The sequence below is a fragment of the Microbacterium sp. cf332 genome (assembly GCF_900102175.1).
Classification (GTDB): domain Bacteria; phylum Actinomycetota; class Actinomycetes; order Actinomycetales; family Microbacteriaceae; genus Microbacterium.
In genome coordinates, this window is record NZ_FNKN01000001.1 from 1,437,897 (window position 1) to 1,463,952 (window position 26,056).

At 70.8% G+C, this 26,056-nt stretch carries 21 protein-coding genes; 5 read left to right on the plus strand and 16 right to left on the minus strand.

The features are described 5' to 3' along the window. Window positions 1-12: 12 nt before the first annotated feature. The 3 genes from BLT21_RS06805 (at window position 13) to BLT21_RS06815 (ending at window position 3,926) form a co-directional block, all read left to right on the plus strand. A complete protein-coding gene (locus BLT21_RS06805) occupies window positions 13-2,064 on the plus strand; it encodes a bifunctional aldolase/short-chain dehydrogenase (protein WP_091500570.1) in 2,052 nt (683 codons plus the stop codon). 97 nt (window positions 2,065-2,161) lie between these two features. Next, window positions 2,162-3,589: a rhamnulokinase gene (locus BLT21_RS06810; RefSeq protein WP_091500571.1), complete on the plus strand. Its 1,428-nt coding sequence runs from the start codon at window positions 2,162-2,164 to the stop codon at window positions 3,587-3,589. Window positions 3,590-3,716: 127 nt separating this feature from the next. After that, complete coding sequence (locus BLT21_RS06815; RefSeq protein ID WP_091500572.1) at window positions 3,717-3,926, plus strand: hypothetical protein; 210 nt, start codon at window positions 3,717-3,719, stop codon at window positions 3,924-3,926. A gap of 70 nt (window positions 3,927-3,996) precedes the next feature. On the opposite strand, the gene rhaS is transcribed toward BLT21_RS06815, so the two are convergent. The 4 genes from rhaS to BLT21_RS06835 are packed head-to-tail and all read right to left on the minus strand — an operon-like array spanning window position 3,997 to window position 8,730. Continuing rightward, the gene (rhaS, locus tag BLT21_RS06820) at window positions 3,997-5,040 is read right to left on the minus strand and encodes a rhamnose ABC transporter substrate-binding protein (RefSeq protein ID WP_371113423.1); all 1,044 of its coding nucleotides are present in this window, start codon (window positions 5,038-5,040) and stop codon (window positions 3,997-3,999) included. Between the two features lie 41 nt (window positions 5,041-5,081). After that, the gene (locus BLT21_RS06825; protein WP_091500573.1) at window positions 5,082-6,167 is read right to left on the minus strand and encodes an ABC transporter permease; all 1,086 of its coding nucleotides are present in this window, start codon (window positions 6,165-6,167) and stop codon (window positions 5,082-5,084) included. Continuing rightward, the gene (locus BLT21_RS06830) at window positions 6,164-7,207 is read right to left on the minus strand and encodes an ABC transporter permease (protein WP_091500574.1); all 1,044 of its coding nucleotides are present in this window, start codon (window positions 7,205-7,207) and stop codon (window positions 6,164-6,166) included. Before BLT21_RS06830 ends, BLT21_RS06825 begins: the two co-directional genes overlap by 4 nt. After that, window positions 7,204-8,730 carry a sugar ABC transporter ATP-binding protein gene (locus BLT21_RS06835; RefSeq protein WP_176786826.1) on the minus strand — a complete coding sequence of 509 codons (1,527 nt, stop codon included), beginning with the start codon at window positions 8,728-8,730 and terminating at the stop codon, window positions 7,204-7,206. The genes BLT21_RS06830 and BLT21_RS06835 overlap by 4 nt, the downstream gene beginning before the upstream one ends. Window positions 8,731-8,897: 167 nt before the next feature. Here BLT21_RS06835 and BLT21_RS06840 point away from each other — a divergent pair, with 167 nt between their 5' ends. Next, on the plus strand, window positions 8,898-9,908 hold the full coding sequence (locus tag BLT21_RS06840) for a LacI family DNA-binding transcriptional regulator (protein WP_091500576.1): 1,011 nt from the start codon (window positions 8,898-8,900) through the stop codon (window positions 9,906-9,908). On the opposite strand, the gene BLT21_RS06845 is transcribed toward BLT21_RS06840, so the two are convergent. From BLT21_RS06845 to BLT21_RS06900, 12 genes are all read right to left on the minus strand, one after another. Beyond that, window positions 9,909-10,754, minus strand: a complete 846-nt coding sequence (locus BLT21_RS06845; protein WP_091500577.1) for a transglutaminase family protein — start codon at window positions 10,752-10,754, stop codon at window positions 9,909-9,911. Then, on the minus strand, window positions 10,751-11,683 hold the full coding sequence (locus tag BLT21_RS06850) for an alpha-E domain-containing protein (RefSeq protein ID WP_091500578.1): 933 nt from the start codon (window positions 11,681-11,683) through the stop codon (window positions 10,751-10,753). Before BLT21_RS06850 ends, BLT21_RS06845 begins: the two co-directional genes overlap by 4 nt. Next, window positions 11,677-13,341 carry a circularly permuted type 2 ATP-grasp protein gene (locus BLT21_RS06855; RefSeq protein WP_091500579.1) on the minus strand — a complete coding sequence of 555 codons (1,665 nt, stop codon included), beginning with the start codon at window positions 13,339-13,341 and terminating at the stop codon, window positions 11,677-11,679. Before BLT21_RS06855 ends, BLT21_RS06850 begins: the two co-directional genes overlap by 7 nt. Window positions 13,342-13,523: 182 nt before the next feature. Continuing rightward, window positions 13,524-15,017: a cellulase family glycosylhydrolase gene (locus BLT21_RS06860; protein WP_091500580.1), complete on the minus strand. Its 1,494-nt coding sequence runs from the start codon at window positions 15,015-15,017 to the stop codon at window positions 13,524-13,526. A 58-nt stretch (window positions 15,018-15,075) separates the two neighbouring features. Beyond that, the gene (locus BLT21_RS06865; RefSeq protein WP_091500581.1) at window positions 15,076-16,698 is read right to left on the minus strand and encodes an FAD-dependent oxidoreductase; all 1,623 of its coding nucleotides are present in this window, start codon (window positions 16,696-16,698) and stop codon (window positions 15,076-15,078) included. Beyond that, a complete protein-coding gene (locus tag BLT21_RS06870) occupies window positions 16,695-17,741 on the minus strand; it encodes a LacI family DNA-binding transcriptional regulator (RefSeq protein WP_091500582.1) in 1,047 nt (348 codons plus the stop codon). Before BLT21_RS06870 ends, BLT21_RS06865 begins: the two co-directional genes overlap by 4 nt. Beyond that, complete coding sequence (locus BLT21_RS06875) at window positions 17,738-18,832, minus strand: ABC transporter ATP-binding protein (protein WP_256335955.1); 1,095 nt, start codon at window positions 18,830-18,832, stop codon at window positions 17,738-17,740. Before BLT21_RS06875 ends, BLT21_RS06870 begins: the two co-directional genes overlap by 4 nt. Continuing rightward, a complete protein-coding gene (locus BLT21_RS06880; protein ID WP_091500583.1) occupies window positions 18,829-19,872 on the minus strand; it encodes an ABC transporter ATP-binding protein in 1,044 nt (347 codons plus the stop codon). The genes BLT21_RS06875 and BLT21_RS06880 overlap by 4 nt, the downstream gene beginning before the upstream one ends. 1 nt (window position 19,873) lies before the next feature. Next, entirely contained in the window at window positions 19,874-20,794 is a 921-nt protein-coding gene (locus BLT21_RS06885) for an ABC transporter permease (RefSeq protein ID WP_091500584.1), read from the minus strand. A 1-nt stretch (window position 20,795) separates the two neighbouring features. Further along, window positions 20,796-21,875 (minus strand): ABC transporter permease, encoded by a 1,080-nt coding sequence (locus BLT21_RS06890; protein ID WP_091500585.1) that lies wholly within the window; start codon window positions 21,873-21,875, stop codon window positions 20,796-20,798. Further along, a complete protein-coding gene (locus tag BLT21_RS06895) occupies window positions 21,872-23,515 on the minus strand; it encodes an ABC transporter substrate-binding protein (RefSeq protein ID WP_091500586.1) in 1,644 nt (547 codons plus the stop codon). The genes BLT21_RS06890 and BLT21_RS06895 overlap by 4 nt, the downstream gene beginning before the upstream one ends. Before the next feature lie 246 nt (window positions 23,516-23,761). Continuing rightward, window positions 23,762-24,886 carry an aminotransferase class III-fold pyridoxal phosphate-dependent enzyme gene (locus tag BLT21_RS06900; protein ID WP_091500587.1) on the minus strand — a complete coding sequence of 375 codons (1,125 nt, stop codon included), beginning with the start codon at window positions 24,884-24,886 and terminating at the stop codon, window positions 23,762-23,764. Between the two features lie 218 nt (window positions 24,887-25,104). On the opposite strand from BLT21_RS06900, the gene BLT21_RS06905 reads away from it, so the two are divergent. Continuing rightward, window positions 25,105-25,995 carry an aldo/keto reductase gene (locus BLT21_RS06905; protein WP_091500588.1) on the plus strand — a complete coding sequence of 297 codons (891 nt, stop codon included), beginning with the start codon at window positions 25,105-25,107 and terminating at the stop codon, window positions 25,993-25,995. Window positions 25,996-26,056: the final 61 nt, after the last annotated feature.

Below are 26,056 nucleotides of genomic sequence, written 5' to 3' on the forward strand. Positions count from 1 at the left end.
CGAAGGAAAGCCATGACCTCCGCCGCAGCCGCCGACCTGATCGCGCGCAGCAACCGCCTGGGCTCCGACCCGAAGAACACCAACTACGCAGGGGGCAACACGTCCGCCAAGGGCACCGACATCGACCCCGTCACCGGCGAGCCCGTCGAGCTGCTCTGGGTGAAGGGGTCCGGCGGCGACCTCGGCACGCTCACCGAGTCGGGTCTCGCCGTGCTCCGTCTCGACCGGATGCGCGCACTCGTCGACGTCTACCCCGGACTCGAGCGCGAGGACGAGATGGTCGCGGCCTTCGACTACTGCCTGCACGGCAAGGGCGGCGCCGCCCCCTCGATCGACACCGCGATGCACGGCCTCGTCGACGTCGCCCACGTCGACCACCTGCACCCCGACGCCGGCATCGCGATCGCGACCGCCGCGGACGGCGAGGCGCTCACCGCGAAGATCTTCGGCGACGGCACCGGTTCACAGCGTGTCGTCTGGGTTCCGTGGCGGCGCCCCGGCTTCCAGCTCGGGCTCGACATTGCCGAGATCAAGGCGCAGAACCCGCAGGCCATCGGCTGCATCCTCGGCGGGCACGGCATCACCGCGTGGGGCGACACCTCGGACGAGGCCGAGGCCAACAGCCTCTGGATCATCGAGACGGCGCAGGCCTACATCGACGAGCACGGCGCGGCCGACCCGTTCGGCGGCACCCGCGCCGGCTTCGAGGCGCTTCCCGAGGCCGAGCGTCGCGCGCGTGCCGCAGCCCTCGCCGCGACGATCCGCGGCATCGCCTCGACCGACAAGCCGATGGTCGGCCACTACACCGACGCCGACGTCGTGCTCGACTTCCTGGCGTCCGAGAAGGCCCCGGCCCTCGCGGCGCTGGGCACCAGCTGCCCCGACCACTTCCTGCGCACGAAGGTCAAGCCCCTCATCCTTGACTTGCCCGCGACGGCATCCGTCGACGAGCAGGTCGCCCGCCTGCACGAACTGCACGCCGCGTACCGCGCGGACTACCAGGCGTACTACGACGCCCACGCCGACGCGTCGTCCCCCGCCATCCGCGGCGCCGACCCGCTCATCGTGCTCGTGCCGGGCGTCGGCATGTTCTCGTACGGCGCCAACAAGCAGACCGCGCGCGTGGCCGGCGAGTTCTACGTGAACGCGATCAACGTCATGCGCGGCGCCGAGGCCCTCTCCACCTATGCGCCGATCTCCGACGCCGAGAAGTTCAACATCGAGTACTGGACCCTCGAAGAGGCGAAGCTGCAGCGGATGCCGAAGCCGAAGACCCACCAGGGGCGCATCGCCTTCGTCACCGGCGCAGCATCCGGCATCGGAAAGGCCATCGCCACGCGACTCGCCGCCGAGGGGGCGTGCGTCGTCGTCGCCGACCTCGATCTCGAGAAGGCGCAGGCTGCGGCGGCCGAGCTCGGCGGAACCGACGTCGCGATCGGCGTCGCCGCCAACGTCGCCGACGCCGACGGCGTGCAGGCCGCGATCGACGCGACGCTGCTCGCGTTCGGCGGCGTCGACCTCGTCGTCAACAACGCCGGGCTCTCGCTGTCGAAGCCCCTGCTCGAGACCACCGAGAAGGATTGGGATCTGCAGCACGACGTCATGGCGAAGGGCTCGTTCCTGGTGTCGAAGGCCGCAGCGAAGGCGCTCATCGAGCAGAAGCTCGGCGGCGACGTCATCTACATCTCGTCGAAGAACTCCGTCTTCGCCGGCCCGAACAACATCGCCTACTCGGCGACGAAGGCCGACCAGGCCCACCAGGTGCGCCTGCTGGCGGTCGAGCTCGGCGAGCACGGCGTACGGGTCAACGGCATCAACCCCGACGGCGTGGTGCGTGGTTCGGGCATCTTCGCCGCAGGCTGGGGCGCCAACCGCGCGGCCACCTACGGCGTCGAGGAGAAGGACCTCGGTCAGTTCTACGCGAACCGCACGATCCTCAAGCGCGAGGTCGTGCCCGAGAACGTCGCCGACGCCGTCTACGTGCTGACCGGCCCCGAGCTCTCGCGCACGACGGGCCTGCACATCCCGGTCGACTCCGGCGTCGCCGCCGCGTTCCTGCGATGAACGCGGGCACTCGAGTGCACGGCTTCCCGCCGAGTGCACGGCATCCGCACGCTCCGAGGTCGTGCACTCGGCGACAGGCCGTGCACTCGCGGAAAGGATGCCGCGCGTGAGCGTGTCGGGGAACGTGGCGGCGGTGGACCTCGGGGCCACCAGCGGGCGGGTCATCGTGGGGCATGTGGGGGCTGACATGCTGCGCACCGAGACGGTCGCGCGCTTCGCGAACGATCCGGTGCCCGCCGGCGACGGTCTGCACTGGAACCTCGTGGGCATGTACGGCTCCGTGCTGGCGGGTCTGCGCGACGCGTTCCGCACGACGCCCGGGATCGCCTCGATCGGCGTGGACTCATGGGCGGTCGACTACGGTCTCCTGCGCGGCGGACGACTGCTCGGCGAGCCGTTCCACTATCGCGACGAGCGGACGGCCCGCGGGGTCGAGAGCGTTCACGCGCGCTTCCCGCACGCCGAGCTGTTCGAGCGCAACGGCCTGCAGTTCCTGCCGTTCAACACGCTGTACCAGCTCGCCGCCGAAGACCCCGAGGTGCTTGCGTTCGCCGACACTGCGCTGCTGGTGCCCGACCTCGTCGGGTACTGGCTCACCGGGGTCGCACGCGCCGAGGAGACCAACGCCTCGACGACGGGGCTGCTGCGGGTGCTGCAGGCTTCGTGGGACGACGCCCTCGTCTCGGCGCTGGGCCTGCCCCGCCGCATCCTGCCGCCCCTCATCGCACCGGGCGACCGTCTCGGTGCGCTGCGGGCCGACGTCGCCGCCCTGCTCGGGGCGCCGGTCGACACGGCCGTCACCGCCGTCGGCTCGCACGACACCGCCTCGGCCGTCGTCGCCGTGCCGATGCAGCCGGATGCCGCGGCCTACATCTCGTGCGGCACCTGGGGCCTCGTCGGCGTCGAGGTCGATCACCTGGTGCTCACCCACGCCGCGCTGGAGGCGAACTTCACGAACGAGGGCGGTGTCGACGGCCACGTCCGGCTGCTGCACAACGTCATGGGACTGTGGGTGCTGAGCGAGGCCGTCCGGCAGTGGGAGCGACACGAGGGGCACCGCATCGACCTGCCGACGCTGCTCGATGCGGCCCGCGAAGCCGAGGGTGTCGTGTTCGACGTCAACGACCCGCGATTCCTCGCTCCGGGTGCGATGACCCCGCGCATCGACGCGTGGTGCGCCGAACACGATGTCGCGCCTCCGCGCACTCGCGCCGAGTACGCGCGGTCGATCGTCGAGTCGCTCGCGCAGGCTTTCGCCGACGCCGTATCCGACGCCGCTCGTCTGGGCCGTGTCGACGTGCGGACCATCCATGTCGTCGGCGGCGGCGCGCTCAACGAACTGCTGTGCCAGCGCACCGCCGACCGGGCGGGGATGCCGGTACTCGCCGGTCCTGTCGAGGCGACCGCGCTCGGCAACGTGCTCGTCCAGGCCCGCGCCGCAGGGTTCGTCTCGGGGTCGCTCGAAGCGCTGCGCGACCTCGTCGCCCGCACCCACGAGCCTCGGCGCTACGACCCCCGCACCTAGCCGCCCGGTCCGACCCGCCACCCGGGCATCCCCTGCCCGGCGATCCCCCGCGCCGGCGCCACCATCCGCGCAGGGACCGGTGTCAAGGGGTGCCCTCGCGACCCGAGGCGGGCGTAGCGTCGCGCCCATGAGCACCCACGACACCCCGGCCGGCGACCCCGGCGACAGCCCCACCTCGACCGGCGACCGACACCTCGACGACACGAGCGCCGAGCAGTCCATCACGGAAGACGCCCCGCGGGGCGGCGACGAGACGACCGAGGACGAGCTCACGGCCGACAACGCTGCCGAAGAGGACATGCTGAAGACCCTCGATCCGGGCGACGCCCCCGCCTGACGAGCGTCGCGCCGCGAACGGCAGCGAGCCCGGCCGGAGTTCCCGGCCGGGCTCGCTGCGTGCGGGCGACTCAGAAGTCGAAGTCGCCGATGTTGTCGGCGTCGAACACGAACGGATCGCCGAGCAGCACGGTGCCGTCGGCGCCGACGTCGAACGAGCCGAGCTTGCCGGCCTCGAACGAGTCACCCTCCTCGCCGGTGATCTCACCGGTGATGAGCGCCTGCGCGGCCCACGCGGCCAGGTAACCGAGGTCGGCCGGGTTCCACAGGGCGAAGGCCGTGACGGTGCCGTCCTCGACGTACTCGCGCATCTGGTTCGGGGTGCCCAGCCCGGTCAGCGCGACCGTGCCCTTGTACTCCGACGTCGACAGGTAGCGGGCGGCCGCGGCGATGCCGACCGTGGTCGGCGAGACGATGCCCTTGAGCTCCGGGTACGTCTGCAGCAGCGCCGCGGTCTTGTCGAACGAGGTCTGGTCGTCGTCGTCCCCGTACGCGACCTCGACGAGCTCGATGTCGGGGTGGCTCGCGGCGAGCTCCTCCTTCATGAGCTCGATCCAGGCGTTCTGGTTCGTCGCGTTCGCGGATGCCGACAGCACGGCGATCTGACCGGCGTCGCCGATCTGCTCGGCGATGAGATCGACCTGCACCTTGGCGATGCCTTCGGAGGTCGCCTGGTTGATGAACACGTCGCGGCATTCGGGGTTCGTGTCGGAGTCGAAGGTCACGACCTTCACGCCCGCCGAGCGCGCCTCGTCGAGCGCGTCGCAGATCGCCTCGGGGTCGTTCGCCGAGATGACGAGGCCTCCCACGCCCTGCTGTGCGGCGGTCTGGATGTACTGCACCTGCGACGTCGGGCTGGCTTCGGTCGGACCGACCTCTTCGTAGGTGCCGCCGAACTCGTCGACCGCTTCCTCACCGCCCGAGTTGGACGTGTCGAAGTAGGGGTTGCCGAGGTTCTTGGGCAGGAAGGTCACGGCGAGGTTGCCGCCGTCGCCTCCCCCGTCGCCGTCACCGCCGCCGGTGTTGCCCGAGCAGCCTGCTGCCACGAGCGTCATGCCGAGCGCGAGCGCGACGATCGCACCGGCGCGCCCCGTGCGCTTGATTCCAAACATCATTGTTTTCCTTCCGTGGTGCGAGGGTTCCCGCGGGTGTGGTGTCAGGTGTTGCGGTTCTGCTCGGCGTCGCGCGCGCGGACGGCTGCCCGCCGCCCGCGCCGCTTGCCGACCGCCGCGGTCCGCCGGCGGTGCACCCAGACGAGGATGCTGGCCGAGACGACCGAGAGGATCAGCAGCACGCCGGTGATGACGTTGATGATGTCGCTGGACACACGAGCCAGGCGCAGTGCACTGCCGAGCGTCCCGATCAGCAGCACGCCGGCGATGACGCCGTGCAGCGCGCCGCGTCCGCCGAAGATCGAGACGCCGCCGAGCAGCACCGCCGCGATGATCTGCAGCTCCATGCCCATGGCGTTGTCGCCGCGGGCGTTGGAGTACAGCAGGGTGAAGTACACGCCCGCGAAGCCCGCGACCGTGCCCGAGAGCACGAACAGCGTGAACTTCGTGCGGCCGACGTCGATGCCCGAGAAGTGCGCGGCCTCCTTGTTGAGGCCGATGGCGTACAGCGAGCGGCCGAACGGCGTGAAGTGCAGGAGGACGGCGAAGACGACGGCGAGCACGATGAACGGCACGATGATCATCGGCACCGGGGTGCCCGGCACGTTCGCCTTGGCGAGGTCGGTCCACTCCTCGGGGAACTCCGTGATGGCGGTGGTGCCCAGCAGGCCGACCGCGATCCCGCGGAAGAGCGCGAGCGTCCCGATCGTCACCGCGAGCGAGGGCAGGCCCACCACGGTCACGAGGAAGCCGTTGAACACTCCGCAGACGGTGCCGACGAGGATCGCGAGCACGGCGGCGACCGCGAACGGCAGACCCGCTTGGGTCAGCACGCCGGTCATGACGCTCGAGAGCCCGAGGATGCTGGCGACCGAGAGATCGATCTCCTCCGTGATGATGATGAGCGTCATCGGCAGCGCGATCAGCAGGATCGGCGCGATGTCGCGCAGCAGGTAGGTGAGTGTCAGCGGGCTGTCGAAGTTGCGCACCGACGCGAGGGCGACGACGACCACGACCACGAGGATCGCGATGATCGCCATCTCGCGGGTGAGCAGCATCCGCCGCCATGCGGGACGGGTGTAGGGCTGGTGAAGCCGGACCAGGGTGGTCTCGGTGGCCGGGGCGCTCATCGGCCCTCCTCCCGTTGTGCGATGAGTCGTCGGTGCTGCCGCACCGCGAGGACGCGATCGAGCACGATCGAGCCGAGGATGAGGACGCCGACGACGGCGCGCTGCCAGAAGTCGTCGATCCCGAGGATCGGCAGCGCCCGGTTGATCGTGAGCAGCAGGAAGGCGCCGATCGCGGCCCCCCACACGGTGCCGACTCCGCCCGAGATCGCGACCCCGCCGATGACCGCGGCGCCGATGGCCTGCAGCTCCCAGCCGGTGCCGGCAGCCGAGCTGACGGTGCCGTACCGCGCGGCGTAGAGGACCCCGGCGAGGCCCGCGAGGGCGCCCGAGACGACGAAGGCGGTGACGATGCGCTGCGAGACCTTGAGGCCGTACAGGTGCGCGGCGCCGGGGTCGGAGCCGATCGCGTAGAACTCGCGGCCCCCGCGGATGTTGCGCAGGTACCAGGCGGCGGCGATCAGCACCACGAGGGCGATGATCGTGAGGATCGGGATGCCGACGAGCTGGTCGGTGCCGAGACCGCGGAAGGCCCGCGGCAGGTCGGAGGCGTTGATGCGGTCCGAGCCGGTCCACGCGACGTTCACACCGCGGTAGATGTACATCGTGCCGAGGGTGATGACGAGCGCCGGCACCTTCGCCCACGCGACGAGCAGGCCGTTGACGGCGCCCAGCAGACCGCCCAGCAGGATGCCGGCCGCGAACACCGCGACGATCGGGATGCCGTCGATGTCGCTGAAGAGCCGCCCGGTCAGGTAGGCGGTGAGGCCGACGACCGACCCGACCGACAGGTCGACGTTGCGGGTGACGAGGACGATCGCCTGGCCGACCGCGACGAGAAGCAGCACCGAGGGGGTCAGCAGCAGGTCGCGGAAGCCGTCGGGCGAGAACAGGAAGTTGGGGTTGGCCGTGGTCGCCGCGACGACGATGATGACGAGCGCGAGGGCGATGCCCGTCTCCCGGGCGGTGACGACCTGACGGACGACCCGCCCGAGGCGGTCGGCCCCGCCCGTTCGGCCGGCGGGAGCGAGGGTGGCGCTCATGCGACGGCCTCCGCATCCGCTGTCGCGGCGAACATGATCGCCTCGGGTGTGGCCTCGGCGCGGTCGAACTCGCCCGTGAGGCGGCCTTCGCGCATGACCAGGACGCGGTCTGCCATACCGAGCACCTCCGGGAGTTCGGACGAGATCATCAGGATCGCGAGGCCCTGTTGGGCGAGCTCGCTGAGCAGGCGGTGCACTTCCGACTTGGTGCCCACATCGATGCCACGCGTGGGCTCGTCCACGATGAGCACGGTCGGCTCGGTCGCGAGCCACTTGCCGAGCACGACCTTCTGCTGGTTGCCGCCCGAGAGCGTGCCCGCCTCGGTGTCGAGCGCGGCGGTCTTCACTTCGAGCCGGCTCGCCCACACCTTGGCCGCCGCGTTCTCGCGCGCGTTCCACAGCAGTCCCCAGCGCGCGAGCTTGCCGCGGATGGCCAGGGTGATGTTGCGCGAGACGCCGTCGTCGAGCACGAGGCCCTGCTTGCGGCGGTCCTCGGGGACGAGCGCGATGCCGCGCTCGGTGGCCTTCTGCGGGCTGCCCTTCGGCAGGGCGGAACCGTGCAGCGTGACCGAGCCGGATTCGTAGGGATCGACGCCGAAGATCGCCCGGGCGACCTCGCTGCGCCCGGCCCCCACGAGACCGGCGAGCCCGACGATCTCGCCGGCGCGCAGCTGGAAGGACACGTCGCGGAAGACGCCCGGCCGCGTGAGGCCGGTGACCTCGAGGACCACGTCGCCGATCTCGGCGGGGAGCTTGGGGAAGAGCTCGGTCACGTCGCGTCCCACCATCTGGCGGACGAGCTCGTCGACCGTCGTGTCGGCGATGGCGGTCGTGTCGACGTACGACCCGTCGCGCATGACGGTGACGGTGTCGCAGAGCTCGAACACCTCGTCGAAGCGATGCGAGATGAACAGCAGCGCACGCCCCTCGTCGCGCAGGCTGCGGGCGACGGCGAACAGGCGCTCGACCTCGACTCCCGAGAGGGCCGCGGTGGGCTCGTCCATGATGAGCACGCGCGCGTCGAGCGAGATGGCCTTGGCGATCTCGATGATCTGCTGGTCGGCGATCGAGAGTCCCTCGGTGACGCGGTCGGGGTCGACGTTGACGCCCAGCCGCTCGAAGATCGCCGCAGCCTCCTGGCGCATCGCCCGGCGGTCGATGCGCCCGACACGCGACGTCGGCTGTCGACCCATGAAGATGTTCTCGGTGACCGAGAGATCGGGGAAGAGCGTCGGCTCCTGGTAGATGACGGCGATGCCCGCCGCCTTCGACTGCGCGGTGCTGGTGAAGTCGACCGTCTCGCCCTCGAGCAGGAAGTCGCCGCCGTCACGCCGGTAGAGCCCGGCGACGATCTTGACGAGGGTCGACTTGCCGGCCCCGTTCTCGCCGATGAGGGCGTGGATCGACCCGCGTCGCAGCGTGAGGCTGCCCGAGCGCAGGGCCACGACCGCGCCGAACGATTTCACGACGCGTCGCAGCTCCAGCGCGGCGGCCGCGTGCGGGGATTCGGCATCGATGGCCACGATGGCTCCTCTTCGTTGAGGTCGGGATGACGGGTCGTCGTCGGGTGATCTGATCGAAAGTGAATCGATTCAGGTTGGATTCAGCTACTGTAAGGACAATCATCGACGGGGGTCAAGTCAACGACCGACAGTGACCGGATCGTGATCCGACGAAGGGGCGGGATGCCGTGGCGATCAGCATTCGCGATGTCGCCCAGCGCGCCGGCGTCTCGGTCGGCACCGTCTCCAACGTGCTCAACCGGCCCGACGAGGTCTCGAGCGAGTCTGTCGAACGCGTCACCCGCGCGATCGACGAATTGGGCTACGTCCGCAACGACGCGGCCCGCAAGCTGCGCGCCGGCGTCTCGACGACCGTGGGGTTCGTCGTGCTCGACGGGCAGAACCCGTTCTTCAACGACGTCGTGCGGGGCGCCGAGGACGAGGCGTCGCGCGACGGCATCGCGATCCTCTACGGCAACACCGACGACGACGTCACGCGCGAGCGGATGTACCTCGATCTGTTCGAGGAGCAGCAGGTGCGCGGCGTGCTCATCGCGCCGCACGGTGACATCACCGCCCGGCTGCAGCGCCTGCGCGCACGGGGCATCGCGGCGGTGCTCGTCGACCGCTTCAGCGGCGACGGGCGGTTCTCGTCGGTGTCGGTCGACAGCGTCGCCGGCGGACGGATGGCCGCGGCGCACCTCATCGAGACCGGCCGGCGGCGCATCGCCTTCGTCGGCGGGCCGTTCGACGTCCGCCAGATGACGGATCGACTGGCCGGCGCCCGCGTCGCCGCCGAGAACGCGTCGCCGCGCGCCGAGATCGAGGTCGTCTCGACGACCGCGCCGACCGTGGAGCAGGGAGCGGAGGCGGGGCGACGCATCGTCTCACGGCCCCGAGCGAACTGGCCCGACGCCATCTTCGCGGGGAACGACCTGCTGGCGATGGGCCTGCTGCAGTCGCTCGTGGTCGGCAGCAGGATGCTCGTTCCCGACGAGATCGCCATCGTCGGGTTCGACGACATCTCGTTCGCGACCGCGACCGCGGTTCCCCTGACGACGCTTCGTCAGCCGAGCCGCATGATCGGACGCACCGCGCTCCGTGTCCTGCTCGAGGAGGCGGGCGACCCCGACCTCATCCCGCGGCAGACCGTCTTCCAGCCCGAGCTGGTCGTCCGCGCTTCGACGTCGGTGCGTTGATCACGCCTCGCGCGTGATGGTCACCGTCACGTGCAGGGCGCTCTTGTACGGACCGGCGAACACGCCGCGCAGCGGCGGCACGTCGTTGTAATCCCGCCCGCGCCCGACCAGCACGTGCCGGTCGCTGATCTCGATGTTGTTGGTCGGGTCGAACCCCTGCCAGTCGCCCGCGAACCACTCGACCCACGCGTGCGACTCGCCTGTCACCGCCACCCCGACCTGAGCGTCGGGATCGGGGTGCAGGTATCCCGAGACGTAGCGCGCCGGGATGCCGACGCTGCGCAGGGCGCCGAGGGTGATGTGCGCGATGTCCTGGCAGACGCCCTTGCGCTCGGGCCACGACTCCGCCGCGGTCGAGTGCACGCCGGTCACGCCGGGCATGTACTCCACGGCGTCGCCGATCGCGACCGCGATCGCGTGCGCGGCGGGGCCGGGCTCGTCGTGCGACGCCGCGATCTCACGGGCGAGCTCGGCGACCTCGGGGTGCGGCGCGGTGCGCACGGTCTGTCCGAGCTGCTCGACCGTGTGGATCGAGCGTTCCGACTCGTCGGCGAGGTCGCGCCACGAGATCTGCCGGTGCTCGATCGGCCGCGGCCGCACCTCGACGAGCGAACGGGCCGTGATGGCGAGCGAACGGTGTGCGGCGAGCACGTCGAACGCGGCGACCCGGGTGCCGAAATAGTCGACGTAGTGGTTGACCGCGGTCGTCGGATCGATGTCGAGCTGCGAGCTGAGCACGAACTGGCTGTCGGTCGAGCTGGGCAGCATCCGCGCCTCGTTGTACGACGCCGCGACGTCGCCCGGGTAGGTGAACCCGGTCGTGTGCTCGATGCGCAGACGCTTCACGAGGTCTCTCCGATCCAGTTCGGCTCCGCCGCTGTGGGGAAGAAGCGGCTGCGGATCGCCTCGGACGCCTCCCGGGTCACCTTCTGCACGTTGTCCATGTGCTCGGGCAGCTCCGAGAGGATCTCGCCCAGTGGCCGGTACTCGAGGTCGTTCCGGATGCGGCCGAGGGCGCGCAGCACCGCGTTGGAGTGCCCGACACGGTCGGCGACGGGATCGATGGCGCTCATGCACTCCTCTGCGCGCTGGATCGAGTGGATGATCGAGCGCGGGAACAGCCGGTCGAGCAGGAGGAACTCCGCCGCATTGCGCGCGCTCGGCATGCCGCGGTAGGTGCGGAGGTACGCCTCGTACGCGCCGCACGAGCGCAGGATGGTCGTCCACGACGGGCCGGACTCCTCGGTCAGCGACCGGGTCGCGAGCAGCCGTGCCGTCATGTCGGTGCGCTCGATCGAGCGACCCAGCGTGAAGAACTGCCAGGCCTCGTCGCGGCTGGTCGACGAGTCGGTGACGCCGATCGCCAGCGCCGCACGCTCGCGCACCCAGTGGAAGAACTCGTGCACCTTCTCGGCGTTCAGACGCCGCGGCATCCGGGAGTAGGTCGTGTTCAGGGTCTCCCACAGCTCCGTCGAGACGATCTCTCGGGCACGGCGGGCGTTCTCACGCGCCGACTGCAGCGAGTACGCGATGCTCGACGGGTTCGTGCGGTCGACCGCGAGCCGGGTGAGCACGTCCTGGCGGGTCACGATGTCGAGGCCCTCCGGAGGGAACGAGCCCATGACCGACAGCAACGACCGGCAGGCGGTGTCCTCGTCGATCCATGGGTCCTCGAGCAGCAGCTGCAGGTGCACGTCGAGGATGCGCGCGGTGCCGTCGCTGCGTTCGATGTACCGGCCGATCCAGAACAGGCTCTCGGCGATGCGGCTCAGCATGTCGCACCCCCGGTCTGCTGCTGCTGCTCCTGCTGCTCGCGCAGGCCGTCCGGGTGGTCGTGCGGCGAGTGGGCCGGTTCTTCCTGCTCGTCGTAGACGATCGGGATGGCCTGCGTCGACGCCTGGTCGGCGACGAGCCCGGCGAGGTTGCCCTGGCTGTACTCGAGGGTGCGCGGCGCATCGCCGCCGACGACCCACGTGTCCTTCGAGCCGCCGCCCTGGCTGGAGTTCACGACGAGCTGTCCCTCCGGGAGCGCGACACGGGTGAGCCCGCCTGGCAGCACCCACACCTCGTCGCCGTTGTTGACGGCGAAGGGCCTTAGATCGGCATGACGGGGCCGCATGCCGTCCTCGACCAGGGTGGGGATCGTCGACAGCATGACGACCGGCTGCGCGATCCAGCCGCGCGGGTCGGCGAGCAGCTTCTTGCGAAGCTTCTCGAGCTCGGCCGGGGAGGCGTCGGGGCCCACGACGAGGCCCTTGCCTCCCGAGCCGTCGACGGGCTTCACGACCAGCTCGTCGAGGCGGTCGAGCACCTCCTCGAGCGCGCCGGGATCCTCGAGCCGCCAGGTGTCGACGTTCTTGAGGATGGGCTCCTCGGCGAGGTAGTAGCGGATGAGGTCGGGCACGTAGGTGTAGAGCAGCTTGTCGTCGGCGACGCCGTTACCCACCGCATTGGCGATCGTCACGTTGCCGAGGCGCGCGGCGAGCATGAGGCCCGGAGCGCCGAGCATCGAGTCGGCACGGAACTGCAGGGGGTCGAGGAAGTCGTCATCGACACGGCGGTAGATGACGTCGACGCGCTGCGGACCCCGGGTGGTGCGCATGAACACCTTGCCTCCGGAGCAGACGAGGTCGCGGCCCTCCACCAGCTCGACGCCCATGAGACGCGCGAGCAGCGTGTGCTCGAAGTAGGCCGAGTTGTACACGCCCGGGGTCAGCACGACCACGTTGGGCTCGTCGACACCGGGGGGCGCCGAGGCGCGCAGCGCCTGCAGCAGCTTGTTCGGATAGTCCCCCACGGGCCGCACCCGCATCGAGACGAACAGCTCCGGCAGGGTCTGCGCCATCACCCGGCGGTTCGAGATCACGTAGCTGACCCCCGAGGGCACGCGCACGTTGTCCTCGAGCACGCGCATCTCGCCGTGCTCGTCGCGGATGAGGTCGATGCCGGAGACCTGGATGCGCACGCCGTTGGCCGAGCGGATGCCGGCGGCCTGCCGGTAGTAGTACTGCGACGATGCGATGAGCTTCGCGGGCAGCACACCGTCGCGGACGCAGAACTGGTGGCCGTAGGCGTCGTCGAGGAAGGCTTCGAGCGCGCGCACGCGCTGCTTCACGCCCGACTCGACGTGCGACCACTCGTCGTAGTCGATCACGCGGGGTACCGCATCCAGCGGGAAGGGCCGCTCCTCGCCCGCGAAGTCGAAGGTGACGCCCTGAGCGAGGTACGAGCTCGCGAGCGACTCGGTGCGTCCGCGGAGCTCCTCCTGGGTCATCTGTGCGAGCGCCTGATACAGCTCGCGGTACGCCGCGCGCGAGCTCCCGGGGGCCGGCATCGTGCCCGAGACCTCGAACATCTCGTCGTACGGCGGCACCCCCGACACGGTCTTGCGCGGCGTCAGCGTCGAGCCGTATCCGTCGAAGAGGTCACCCATGGATGCGAGCCTAATCCGGCCTGTGTTGCGTCAGTATTTCCCGCTCGGTTTCGTTCGCCGTGTTGACATCCGACGCACCGGTCGGGGATGCGCCCGTCGGACCGGTGGGGCTGATGTCGTCCCGCCCGGGGCGGGAGCCGACACCAGCACCACCGGTCCTGCCGGTGTGTCGCTCAGGCGTGTCAGCCGCGCACGGCGAGCTCGTAGACGCGGGCGATCTTGGCCTCCGTGGCCGAGGCCGAGGGGTTCGTCACCACGAGACGCACCGCCTCGACCCCGTCGGCGCCGATCGCGACCTCGCGGGCAGCCTGCGTGTTGCCGGTGACGGCGGCGACCTGCTGCCAGCCCGACGCGGTGCGGACCTCGACCGTGAAGTCGACGAGCACGACGCCGGTTCCGGCCCCGCCGCCGAATCCGCTGTACACACCGAGCGAGCTCACCCGCTGCGGCGCGGCCAGCTCGATCGTGGCCGTCGGCGTCGCGTCGCCCACCGCCGAGAGCCATCGGCCGGCGTCGGTGCAGTCACCGTCGACGAGCCGCGAGCCCGGATACGCCCCGGAGTATGTGGACGACACCGTGACCGCGGCCCCGAGGGCGTCGTGCGAGGCGCACGGCGAGACGTTGGGCAGACCGCCCAGCCAGTCCTTGACGAACTGCCCCTGGTGCTCGCCGCCGAGGATGTTCCAGTCGTAATCGAACATCTGCGGCTTCCAGAAGTTGTCGAGGATCCACGCCTGCCAGCCGATCCACGGACGGGCGTCGAGGTAGGTGCGGAACGGCACACCCCAGTTCGTCGTGGTTCCCGCCGTGATGCTGTCCGAGAACTCTCCCGGCGGGTTCCATCCGAACTCGGTGATGACGACGGGGATCTGCTGAGCCGCGTTGCCGAACTTGCTGTCGAGCAGCGCCGTCGTCGGGGCCCCCTGGTTGGGGTAGATGTGGAAGACGTACGCGATGTTGCCGCCCACGATGGGGTCGCTCACGGCACCGTTGACGAATGTGCTCCACTGCGGCGAGCCCATCAGCAGCAGGGTGTCGGGCGCGGCCTCCCGGATGCCGTCGACGACCGGCTGGATGTAGGCCTTCCACGTCGACCAGCTCGCGGGGTTGATGGGCTCGTTGAAGACCTCGAAGACGACGTTGGTCACGTCGCCGTACTGCGGCGCGATGTAGTCCCAGAAGCGCTCGACCGTCGAGCGCGGCACGGCACCCGCCCCGTCGCCGTAGTCGCGGACGAGGTGCAGGTCGATGATGAGATAGATGCCGAGGTCGACGGCCTGCTGGACGTACGGCGCGATGTACTCGGCGTCGTAGGCGGCGAGGTCGGTGGTCGCGGAGATCTCGGTGACGGGCAGGCGTACGACCTTCGATCCCCAAGCGGCCGCGAGGTCGATCATCTCGGAGGTCGGCCGCGAGTCGCAGTAGTCGCAGAGGTCGTTCTGCTCGGGGGCGAGCACCGAGACCCCGCGCAGGGCGACGTCTGCTCCGGTGGCGTCGACGACCCGGTTCCCCTGGGCCGACAGCGCGGGGAGAGACCCGTCGGCGACGGCAGCGGCGGGCGCGACCCACGCGAGACCGGCGATGAGCGCGACCGCCGAGACGACGGCGCCGAGGCGGCGTCGCCGGCGCCCGCGTCGACGCGCGACGGGATGGGGCGGGTGGGAGAGAGGGGGCATGGATCCGTCCTTCCTGACACGTGCGCCGGCCTCGTCGCCGACGTACGATCCCGACGCGTCAGCGCGACGGGACGACTTCGCGGGCTCGTTCCCGCGGCTTCCAGTGGTGCGTGCGCACCTCTTCCGGCCAGCGCAGCGCGATGCCGAGACGGTCGGTCAGCACCCGGCGCAGGTCGTCGAGCAGTCGCGGCCGGGCCCGGACGGCGCGTGGGGGCACCCCCTCGGCGAGCGCGACGGCGGCGAGTGCGGCGACGGCCTCGCCGATGCTCCATTCGACCGGATGCAGGCGATAGCAGCCGTTGGTGATGTGGGTCGAGCCGATGTTCTTCGCGGCCGGCAGCAGGTTGTCGACGCGCACCGGCAGCAGCGCGCCCAGCGGGATCTGGAACGGGTACGACTCGATGTCGACGTAGGTGCGACCGCCCGTCGAGGGATGCAGGTCGATGCGGTAGTGCCCGAGCCCGACGCTGTCGTCGAACACGGCGCTCCCCGCCCCCGCGCCGCGGGCCTGCACGCCGACGTGCTGCTCGAGCACCCGGAACTCGGTCACCGCGCGCCGCGCCTCGCGGATGTAGACGCGGTCCGCGTATCCGTCGGCGGTGCCGGTGACGTCGCCGCGCAGGCGGAGGCCGGGGTACCCGGTGCCACCGTCGTGCCGCGGCGCCTCGGTCTGCATCCAGTACAGGAACGACTCCGACAGCTCCCGGCTCGCCGCCCGCGCCCGATCCGCCGCGGCCCCGTCGACGCCGAGAAGGGGCGCCTCCCAGTAGTCGATCTGCGGCCAGTTGACGAGCGTCACGTCGGAGATGCCGCCCGTGAAGTTCTCGGCGGCGAGCACGCGGCGATACCGCCAGAGATCGAAGGGCACGTCGGGGGTGTCGACCTCCTGGAAGAGCGGGCGGGTCCGTTCGTGCAGCCCGATCGGCTCGATGTCGGTCCACGACAGCTGCGGTCCCGGCCAGAAGGAGTCGACGTGCGTCCGCCAGTGCTCGTAGCGCGCGGGGCGATCGCCGACATGGTCCTCGCCCTCGCGGTGCTCGATCGCGAAGCACCACGAGACCGCCTGCTGGTCCATCGGGTCGGCGACCGCGGGGGCGTGCAGCTCACCGGTGTCGTCGACTCCCTCGGCGCCGATGACGTGCTCGACCCGAGCGAGCTCGAGCAGGTCGCCGAGCTCGGTGGCGTCCACCACGATCGGCGCCGTCAGCACCGTCTCCTCCCCCGTCCGACTGCGGACGACCACGCCCTCGACCCGGTCGCCCACGACGTCGACCGCGACGGGCTCGTGGTCTCGGAGGACCCGGAGTCGCCCGGTCGCGAGCCACGGCGCAAGCATCTCGTCGATGACCGCGTCGGCGACGCGCGGCTCGTGACAGAGGCGGCTGACGATGCCGCGTCCCGGATTGAAGATCGGCTCGGCGGCCGCCGCCGTCGTCACCGGGTAGTTGCGGCGGTAGTAGTCGCGGACCCGGCGACGGAACTCGGCGTAGCTCGGCGATGTCGTCGGCCGCTCGATCCAGGCGTGCTCGTCGGGGGGCACCGCCTGCGACGTCAGCTGCCCGCCGAGCCTCCCGGACTCCTCGGTCATCACGACCCGCAGGCCCAGACGCGTCGCGGTGATCGCCGCGGCCACCCCGCCGACGCCCCCTCCGATGATCAGCAGGTCGATCGACTCGGTCATCCTCGTTCCTCCCTGACGCTGGCGACGGTGCCACCGGCGACCACCTCGCACGCGACGAACGTGCTCTCCCGGTCGGCATCCGGATCGTCCACCATCTCGATCAGGCGGTCGACGGCGAGCCGTCCGATCTCCTGGCGCGGGATTCGGAGGTCGTCCCAGCGCAGGTCCGCGGCGCTCGTGTCCTCGAGGACGGCGACAGAGACGTCACCCGGGATGTCGAGCCCGAGCTCGGTCAGTCGGCTGCGCAGCTCGACCGCCACCCGCTCGCTCTCGGCGACGGCGGCGGTGCAGCGTCCGGCGGCGAGAGCAGCGACGACCTCGTCGGGAACGCCCGCGCGGCCCTCGCGGAATCCGGGTGACGCGTCGGCGATACCGAGGCGGGTGATCGCCTCCGCATACCCGGCGCGGCGGTCCTCGTACGGTTCGACGTCGATCGAGTCGCGCAGGTACGCGAGGGTGCGGTGCCCCAGCGCGTGCAGGCGCTCGACGATCTCGGAGGCCGCGGCACGGTAGTCGGGGATGATGCACGGGATCGCGGCTCCGGGGACGTCGCGACGACCGATGTGGATGAAGGGGTACCCCTCGCGCCAGAGCTTCGCGAGCTCGTCGCGGTCGGGCGAGACGCCCAGCAGGACGCTGCCGTCGGCGATGCGCAGCCGGTTCGTCTCGTCGCGGTAGATGCGCCGCCCGCCGGCACCGTCGCCCGTCGAGCTGAACAGCACGAGGTCGTGGCCCGTCTCCTCGGCCCGCTGCTCGATGCCGAGCAAGAACTCGACGTAGAAGCCCTCGCGCGCGTTCGGGAAGAGCGGCTCGAACGTGTGAACTCCGAGCAGTTGCGTGCGCGAGCCACGGAGATTGCGTGCGACCGGGTTGGGCACGTAGCCGAGCTCGGCGATCGCCTCGTGGATGCGCTGGCGGGTCTCGTCGGGGATGCGCGCGGCGTCGCCGCTGATCACGCGCGACACCGCCGACTGCGACACGCCGGCGAGGCGGGCGACGTCGGACTGGCGGATCGAGCGCGGGCGGGTGCTGGGCGTGGTCACGGGACCTCCTCGGTCAGAGTGCGGGAGACGAGCTGCGTCATCGACGAACCGGCGAGCTCGTGCCCGCGACCGACGTCGTGCAGCCAGCAGTCTGCGCCATGGTCGGGCCCCACGACGATCCGGGGCGGACGCGTCGTGCGGCACTGCTCCATCGCGAACGGGCACCGCGGGTGGAAGCGGCATCCGCTCGGTGGGTCGATGAGGCTCGGCGGCTCGCCGAGGTCGTCGGCCGACCCGAAGACGGCGTCGCGATCGCGATCGGGGTCGCCCTGCGGGTCGGGCGACGACTCGATGAGAAGCTTCGTATACGGATGCTGCGGGTCGGCGATCACCGCCTCCTTCGGGCCCATCTCGACGATGCGGCCCGCGTACATCACGACGATGTCGTCGCAGAGATAACGGGCGCTCGCGATGTCGTGGGTGATGTACAGCAGCGCGAGACCGTCCTCGCGGCGGAGCCGGTCGAGGAGGTTGAGCATCTCGAGCCGGATCGAGACGTCGAGCATCGAGATCGGCTCATCGCCGAGGAGGACGCGCGGCTCGACCGCGAGGGCGCGTGCGATCACGACGCGCTGGCGCTGGCCGCCCGACAGTTCGTGCGGGAACTTCTCGAGGTAGTCGTCGGCGGGGGTGAGCGCGACGCGTTCCAGCAGCTCCCGCGCACGGCCCAGCCGCTCGGCGCGGGAGAGCCCGCGGTGGTGCAGCCGGATCGCCCGGTCGATGTTGTGCCGCACGCGGTGCAGCGGATTGAGCGACCCGAAGGGGTCTTGGAAGATCAGCTGCACCGCCTTGCGATAGGCGAGTTCGGCCTGGCCGGTCGGGCGTTCGACGGCTCTCCCCTCGAGGCGGATGCTGCCCGAGGTGGGTTCGTAGAAACGCGCGAGCAGCCGCGCGAGCGTCGTCTTGCCGCTGCCGCTCTCGCCGACGACGGCGGTGACCCGCCCCGGGAGGAGCCGGAGGGTGATGTCCTCGACCGCGTGCACGGTCGCCTTGGCGCCGAGCCCCGACGTGACGGTGAAGTGCTTGGTGACATCGACGGCCTCGAGCACCGGCGCGGACTCGATGGGCTTCGTCGTCATCGTCTCGCTCATGAGCCGACCTCCTCGGGTTCGCGCAGATGGCAGGCGACGGACCGCTCGCCGTGCGGGGTGAGCTGCGGCAGCTCCGACCGGCAGCGGTCGAACGCGTGGGCGCAGCGCGGCGCGAACGGGCAGCCCGCGGGGAGCAGTCGCAGGTCGGGAGGCGTACCCGGGATGCCCTCCAGACGCTCGATCGGTGCGTGCAACGGCGGGAAGGAGTCGCGGAGGCCCTGCGTGTACGGATGAAGCGGTGAGCGGTAGATCTCGCGCGATGCCGCGAGCTCGACGATTCGGCCGGCGTACATGACGGCGATGCGGTCGGCGAGCTCGAGCAGCAGCGACAGGTCGTGCGTCACGAACACCACGGCAAACCCGAGCTCACGCCGCAGCCGCAGCACCTGCGCGAGGATCTGCCGCTGCATGACGACGTCGACCGCCGTCGTCGGCTCGTCCATGACGACGAGCTCGGGCCGGCAGGCGAGAGCCAGCGCGATGGTCGCACGCTGCCGCATCCCGCCCGACAGCTCGTGCGGGAAGCTGCGCGCCCGGTCGGCCGAGATGCCGACGAGCCCGAGCAGCCGCCGCGCCTCCTCCCACGCCGCGGCCCGGCTCATCGAACGGTCGTGCGTGCGCAGCACGTCGACGAACTGCTCACCGACGCGGGTGACCGGGTTGAGGGCGTCCATCGCGCTCTGCAGCACGATCGACAGCCGGGTCCAGCGGAGCCCCCGCAGCCGCCGCGGGGTGAGCCGCACCAGGTCGATCCCCGCTCCGCCCTCGCGGGGGTGGTACACGACGCTTCCCGCCGTCGTGACGGCCGGGGGCCGTTGCAGCCGGGTGAGCGCCGTGATGAGCGTCGACTTGCCCGACCCCGACTCACCGACGACGCCGAGGATCTCGCCGCGCTGCAGGTCGAAGGTCACGTCGACGCAGGCGCGCACCGCGCCCGCCGCGCCGGCGTACTCGACGGTGAGCCCCCGCACTTCGAGCAGCACGTCGGAGCCCGCGGCATCCGAGGGCGCCTTCGGTCGTCTCTCCTGGATCATCGTCATGTCATGCCCTCTCTGCGCCGGTCGCCTCGAGCACGGCGGCCTCCCGGCGCACCGAGGCGGTGCGCTTCGCGACCCGCCGGCTCGCCGCCCGCAGCTTGGGGTTCGCGAGCTCGTCCACGCCGAAGTTGATGAGCGCGGCAGCCGTGCCGACGAGCGCGATGCACAGCCCGGGCGGAACGAACCACCACCAGAGCCCGCGCAGCACGGCGCTCTGCTGCTGCGCGGCCTGGATCATGGTGCCCCAGCTGATCGCCGACGAGTCGGAGACACCGAGGAAGGCGAGCCCCGCCTCGGCCATGACGGCGCCGATGAGGCCGCCGAGGAACATCGACGCGATCCAGCCGTACAGGTGGGGCAGCACCTCGACGAAGATGAGGCGCCGGTGCGGCTCGCCCAGCATCCGCATGGCCTGGACGAAGTCGCGGTTGCGCACGCTCATCGCCTGGGCGCGGAGCGTGCGCGCTCCGCCGGCCCACCCGAACACGCCGATGATGATCGCGATCATGACCAGGCCCGTCCCCTGCAGGTAGCCGGCGACCACGAAGATCAGCGGCAGCACCGGCATGACGAGGAAGATGTTGGTGAGGAAGTTCAGCAGGTTGCCCGTGGTGCCGCCGAAGTAGCCCGCCGGCACGCCGACGACGATCGCGATGGCGGTGCCGATGGCCGCACCGAGGAACCCGACGAACATCGAGCCCCGGGCACCTTCGATGACCTGCGCGAGCACGTCCTGGCCGAACTGCGTCGTCCCGAGCGGATGCGCCGCGCTCGGCGGCGCGGCGATCGCCGAGATGTCGTTGGCGCGGGCGTCGAGACCCAGCGCCGACAGCAGCACGGGACCGAGCAGGGCGAGCAGCACGAAGAACGCCAGCACGACGACCCCGAAGAGCACCTTGCCGTTGCGGAGCAGGGAGGCACGCATGTCAGCTCTCCTCTCGGACGCGCGGATCGAGCCACACGTACAGCGAGTCGGCGATGAGGTTCGCCAGCAGGACGGTGAGGGTCACGAGCAGGAACACGCCCTGCATGACCGGGTAGTCGCGCTTCTGCAGCGCCGAGAACAGGAGGTATCCGATGCCCGGGTAGCTGAAGACGATCTCGGTCAGCAGCGCCCCGCCGACCACGCCGCCGAGCGCCATCGCGAAGCCGGTGAACTGCGGCAGCATCGCGTTGCGCGCCGCGTACCGCCAGCGCACGCGCGCGGGAGAGAGGCCCTTGGCCTGCGCGAGGAGCACGTAGTCCTCGCGCACCGTCGTGACGGTCATGTTGCGCATGCCCAGCATCCACCCGCCGAACGCCGAGAAGATGATCGTCAGTGCGGGCAGCGCCCCGTACTGCATGACGCTCAGCAGGAAGGCCGGCTCGAGCGAGATCGGCAGGTTCGGGTCGTATCCGCCCGAGAGCGGGAACCAGCCGAAGACGAAGCCGAACAGCCACAGGGCCAGCAGCGCGATCCAGAAGTAGGGCACCGACGAGACGAAGGTGATGAGCGGCGTCATGATCGAGTCGAACCGCGACCCGGCCCGCCAGCCGACGGCGACTCCGAGCATCGTGCCGAGCACGAACGAGATGACGGTCGTCGTCCCCACGAGCAGGAGCGTCCACGGCAGGCCGGCACCGACGAGATCGGCGACCGGGACCGGGAAGTTCGAGATCGACACACCGAGGTCGAACCTCGCCAGCTGGGCCACATAGGCGCCGTACTGCTCGAACAGGTTCTGATCGGGGTTGCCGAAGAGCCCGCGGATCGACACCAGCGCCTCCGGCGCCAAGGCCTGACCGCTCACCCGTTCGAGCTGGTCGATGATCGCCGCCGACGGGTCGCCGGGCATGAGGCGCGGGATGACGAAGTTGAGCGTCACCGCCGACCACGCCGCCACGAGGTAGAAGCCGAGGCGCTTGAGGAGGAAGGCCCCACTGCGACGGCGGGGCTTCCGGCGCGCCGAGACCTCGGCCAGGGCCGTCGTCGTCGTGGGCGTGGGAGCCCCGCCGAGCGCGGTCATGACGCCGGCTTCAGCGAGAGCAGGGTGCGGACGGTGTCGGGCCCGAGGCTCGGGAAGGGCACGGCGTCGAAGTCGTCGGGCGTCGGCCAGCCGGTCCAGTGCGTCGCGTTGATGTCGACGAACCAGTACGAGTTGTACAGCGGGCTGAAGGGCACCTCGTCGACGACGATCCGCTGCATCTCCTGTCCGAGCGAACGCAGGGTGTCCTCATCGGCCGCCCGGGTCATGTCCGACAGGATGCGGTCGGTCTCGGGATCGTTCCAGCGCCCGACGTTCGTCGCGGCGGCTGTGCCGAGGGGCTCGACGTACCGACTGTCGAGGAACCCGTAGACGCCGTAGACGCCCGCGCCTCCGGTCGTGGCGATCGTCAGGTCGAAGTCGCCCGTCTTCTGCTGGTCGTAGAGGGTCGCCCCCGGGGCCCCCGCCGGGGCGACCGTGATGCCCAGCACCGACTTCCAGCTGTTGATCATGATGTCGGCGTACGCGTTCCACCCGAAGTCCTGGTTGAACGACAGCCGGGGCGAGTACCGCTGCCCGTCCTTCTCGAGGGCGCCGTCGACGACCGTGAAGCCGGATGCCGCGAGCGCCGCCTGCGCCGCGGCGGGATCCACGTCCTGCACGACACCGCGATACTCCGGCGCGATCCAGTCGGCGTAGATCTGGTCGACGAGGCCCGTGGGGCCTGCCTCGGTGCCCGGCCGGTTGAGCGTCGCGGTGATGTCCGAGCGCGGGATCGACAGCGCGAGCGCGCGCCGCAGGTCGACGTTGTCGAAGGGCGGCTGCGCGGTGTTGTACATCATCGAATAGGCGCCGCCGGTGGCGTAGAGCTGGTACAGGTTGGTCTCGGGGCTCTGCGCGACGAACTCCTCCTCCGCGCCCGCCCACGACGCCGGCGCCCAGTCGACATCGCCGCGGAGCAGCTGCGCCTTGACCGCCTCGACGTTGGTCGCGAGCACCTTGAGATAGGTCATGGGCATCTGCCCGCCCCAGTAGTCGTCGCGCGCCTTGAGCGTCACCTGCTGGGCCGCGAACGCGTCGACCGTGAAGGGGCCCGTGCCCACGGGATCGGGGTTCGTCCAGCTCATGAGGTCCTGGTCGCGCCAGATGTGCTCGGGGACGACGGGCAGCGAGCTCGACGCGAACTGGTTGAGAGCGGCGAACGAGGGCTCGGCGAAGTCGACCCGGACCGTGTCGTCGTCGATCTTGCTCACCGCCTCGTAGGTCACACCGGCGAGGTTGAGTTCGGGGCGTTCGAGCGGGAGCGTGAGCGAGTAGACGACATCGTCGGCATCCATCGTCTCGCCGTCCGAGAACGTCACATCGGAGCGCAGCTCGATCGTGAGCGCGGTGCCGGCCTCGTCGAACTGCAGCGATTCGGCGAGCCACGGCTCGACGACAGCGCCGTTGGCGTAGTCGATGCGGGCGAGAGGCTCGTAGATCAGCTCGGCGTTGGGGGCCTTCTCGGTCGCGGGCCCGAGGACGTTGTAGTTGCGGACATACGTCGTGCCGCCGTCCGACTTGCCGTAGATCAGGGTCTCGGCGCGGGCGGCGGTGTTCGTGGCGGTGCCCGGCGTGCAGGCGGCCAGAGCGAGCGCCGCCGTCGCGAGTGCGGCGGTGGCGGCGATTCGGGAAGTGCGCATTCCGGTCTCCTGTGACGTGGCGTGCGATCCCGGCGGTCATACGTATGAGCGCCGGTCCGTAGAAGAACGACGGTGTGCTTCTACGTATGACCAGCACGGTAGCGGACTCGGAGCGACGGTGTCAACGGTCATTCCCGGAACAGTGGCGATACACCTGTCGGAGCCGCGGGGCGGGTGTCGCTCAGAGCACCACGCGTGACATCACGAGCACCATCCCTCCTGCGGATGGTGCGTGACACGACGGGATCAGGCGGAGAGCACGACGCGTAGCTGCTCGATCGCCCAGTCGAGCTCGGTCGCCCGGACGACGAGCGGCGGAGCCAGCACGAGCGTCGCGTCACCGACCACGTCGACGAGGACACCGCGCGCGACGAGGCGTCGGGCGACATCCGCGGCCGTCACCACGGACGGGTCGACGTCGACGCCCGCCCAGACCCCCGCGAGACGCACGCCGACGGCCCCCGCCCCCGTCAGCACCTCGATCCGTCCGGCGAGGTGCTCGGCGAGCGCGCGGGCCCGGTTCTGCAGCTCGCCAGCCTCGAGCATCTCGACCACGCGGTGCGCGAGGGCGCTCGCGAGCGGAGAAAGGGATGCCGCGGCGCGGGCCTCGCCGAGCAGCGCGCGGCTCCCGACGACGGCGGCGACGGGCACGATGCCACCGCCGAGCGCCGGGCCGATCACGCGGAGATCGGGCGCCTGCCCCTCGCCAGCGAGTGCGACGGTGTCGCCGAGCCTGCCGAGTCCGCTGCGCGTCTCGTCGAGGATCAGGGCGACCCCGCGGTCGGCGCACGCCTGCCGCGCGGCCTCGAGATACCCGGGGGGCGCGGCGATGACCCCCGCCGCGGCCTGCACGGGTTCGAGGACGACGGCGGCGACGGTGTCGTCGAGTGCCGCGGCGAGCGCGTCGACGTCGCCGAAGGGCACCGCGACGGCGCCCGACGCCGTGAGCTCGGGGTGCGAGCCGGCCGCGACCACGACGGTCGTCCGCGACCCCGCGCCGACCGCGACCGTGACGGCGGCGCGAAGCGCGTCGGGCCCGGTGGCGGCCGGCAGGACCTGTTCCGCGCCGAGCAGTGCGGCAAGCGCGTCGGCGAACCCGTCGGCCCGGTCGTCCGTGACGACGGCGCTCGTCGCGGTCAACCGTCCGAGCTGCTCGGTCGCGACCGCGAGCAGGGCGGGATGCCGGTGCCCGAAGGTGAGCGCGGGATCGGCGGTGAGGTCGAGGTAGCGACGCCCCTCGACGTCGGTCACCCACGCACCCTCGCCCACCGCGGCCATGACCGGCAGCAGGGGCGGTCCCCCGGCCAGGGCATGCGCGGGCGCAGCCGTCTCGCTGCCATCGGGGGTCGGGCGGTTGTCGGCGATCGTCATTCGGGCTCCTGGCGGTCGGCGGTCGCGCACGCGGCGGCGGGTCGCCGGGTGGCCGGCATCCATTCTCTCCCGAGGGCCGTCGGACCCGCTGAGAACATCGCCCATGACCGGGAGGTGAGTGGCTCGGCACGACTGCGCAAGTCGCTCCCGGATCGTGTCCGCGACTGTCAGGCTGGTGACACACCACCGCGCATCGTCGCGATCGTCGAAGGAGACCCATGCAGCAGCGCACCCTCGGACCGTTCACCGTCTCGGCCATCGGCCTGGGCGGGATGCCGGTCTCGATGAACAACGACAAGCAGATCCCCGACCGGAAGGATGCCGTCGCCACCGTCCACGCCGCGCTCGACGCCGGCGTCACCCTGCTCGACACCGCGGACATCTACGCCCCGAGCTGGGACACGATGGGGCACAACGAGGAGATCATGGCCGAGGCGCTGGCCTCGTGGGGCGGCGATCGGTCTCAGATCGTCGTGGCGACGAAGGGCGGCATCACCCGCAGCGAGGGCGAGAAGTGGGGCCGCGACGGCTCGCTCGACTACCTGCGGCAGGCCGTCGAGGCGTCGCTCCGCGTGCTCCGGGCTGATGTGATCGACGTCTACCAGTACCACCGCCCCGATCGCTGGATGGTCTACGGCGAGGTCATGGAGAACCTCAAGACGCTGCAGCAGGAGGGAAAGATCCGCGCGGTCGGCATCTCGAATGCGAGCGTCGAGGAGATCGAGATCGCGCAGCAGGTGCTCGGTGAGGGCAACCTCGCGAGCGTCCAGAACGAGTTCTCGCCGCGGCATCCGGGCAGCTACGACGAGCTGCGCTACTGCGCCGACCACGGCATCGCGTTCCTCCCGTGGAGCCCGCTCGGCGGCACGGGCGGTGCCGCCCGGTCGGTCGGTGACCGGTTCGCCGTGTTCGGCGAGGTCGCCCGCGCACATGGCGTGAGCCCCCAGCAGGTCGTGCTCGCCTGGGAGCTCGGACTGGGCGACACCGTCATCCCGATCCCCGGCGCGCGGCGCGCGGAGTCGATCGTCGACAGCGCGAAGGCCGCCGACCTCGAGCTGTCGGGCGACGAGCGCGCACGCCTGTCGCACTCGGTCGGCATCGACGCCTGACTGCGGTCTCCCCGAGCCCGCTCCATCGACCCGAGCCCACCCCGCATCAGCGGGGCAGAAG

Excerpts from the sequence above, each read along its gene's own strand:
- BLT21_RS06890 (WP_091500585.1), bottom strand. The coding sequence starts at position 21,875 with ATGACCGCGCTCGGCGGGGCTCCCACGCCCACGACGACGACGGCCCTG.
- BLT21_RS06875 (WP_256335955.1), bottom strand. The coding sequence starts at position 18,832 with ATGAGCGAGACGATGACGACGAAGCCCATCGAGTCCGCGCCGGTGCTC.
- BLT21_RS06810 (WP_091500571.1), top strand. The coding sequence starts at position 2,162 with ATGCCGCGCGTGAGCGTGTCGGGGAACGTGGCGGCGGTGGACCTCGGG.
- BLT21_RS06880 (WP_091500583.1), bottom strand. The coding sequence starts at position 19,872 with ATGACGATGATCCAGGAGAGACGACCGAAGGCGCCCTCGGATGCCGCG.
- BLT21_RS06830 (WP_091500574.1), bottom strand. The coding sequence starts at position 7,207 with ATGAGCGCCACCCTCGCTCCCGCCGGCCGAACGGGCGGGGCCGACCGC.
- BLT21_RS06885 (WP_091500584.1), bottom strand. The coding sequence starts at position 20,794 with ATGCGTGCCTCCCTGCTCCGCAACGGCAAGGTGCTCTTCGGGGTCGTC.
- BLT21_RS06865 (WP_091500581.1), bottom strand. The coding sequence starts at position 16,698 with ATGACCGAGTCGATCGACCTGCTGATCATCGGAGGGGGCGTCGGCGGG.
- BLT21_RS06855 (WP_091500579.1), bottom strand. The coding sequence starts at position 13,341 with ATGGGTGACCTCTTCGACGGATACGGCTCGACGCTGACGCCGCGCAAG.
- rhaS (WP_371113423.1), bottom strand. The coding sequence starts at position 5,040 with ATGATGTTTGGAATCAAGCGCACGGGGCGCGCCGGTGCGATCGTCGCG.
- BLT21_RS06815 (WP_091500572.1), top strand. The coding sequence starts at position 3,717 with ATGAGCACCCACGACACCCCGGCCGGCGACCCCGGCGACAGCCCCACC.
- BLT21_RS06860 (WP_091500580.1), bottom strand. The coding sequence starts at position 15,017 with ATGCCCCCTCTCTCCCACCCGCCCCATCCCGTCGCGCGTCGACGCGGG.
- BLT21_RS06850 (WP_091500578.1), bottom strand. The coding sequence starts at position 11,683 with ATGCTGAGCCGCATCGCCGAGAGCCTGTTCTGGATCGGCCGGTACATC.
- BLT21_RS06805 (WP_091500570.1), top strand. The coding sequence starts at position 13 with ATGACCTCCGCCGCAGCCGCCGACCTGATCGCGCGCAGCAACCGCCTG.
- BLT21_RS06825 (WP_091500573.1), bottom strand. The coding sequence starts at position 6,167 with ATGAGCGCCCCGGCCACCGAGACCACCCTGGTCCGGCTTCACCAGCCC.
- BLT21_RS06900 (WP_091500587.1), bottom strand. The coding sequence starts at position 24,886 with ATGACGATCGCCGACAACCGCCCGACCCCCGATGGCAGCGAGACGGCT.
- BLT21_RS06905 (WP_091500588.1), top strand. The coding sequence starts at position 25,105 with ATGCAGCAGCGCACCCTCGGACCGTTCACCGTCTCGGCCATCGGCCTG.
- BLT21_RS06895 (WP_091500586.1), bottom strand. The coding sequence starts at position 23,515 with ATGCGCACTTCCCGAATCGCCGCCACCGCCGCACTCGCGACGGCGGCG.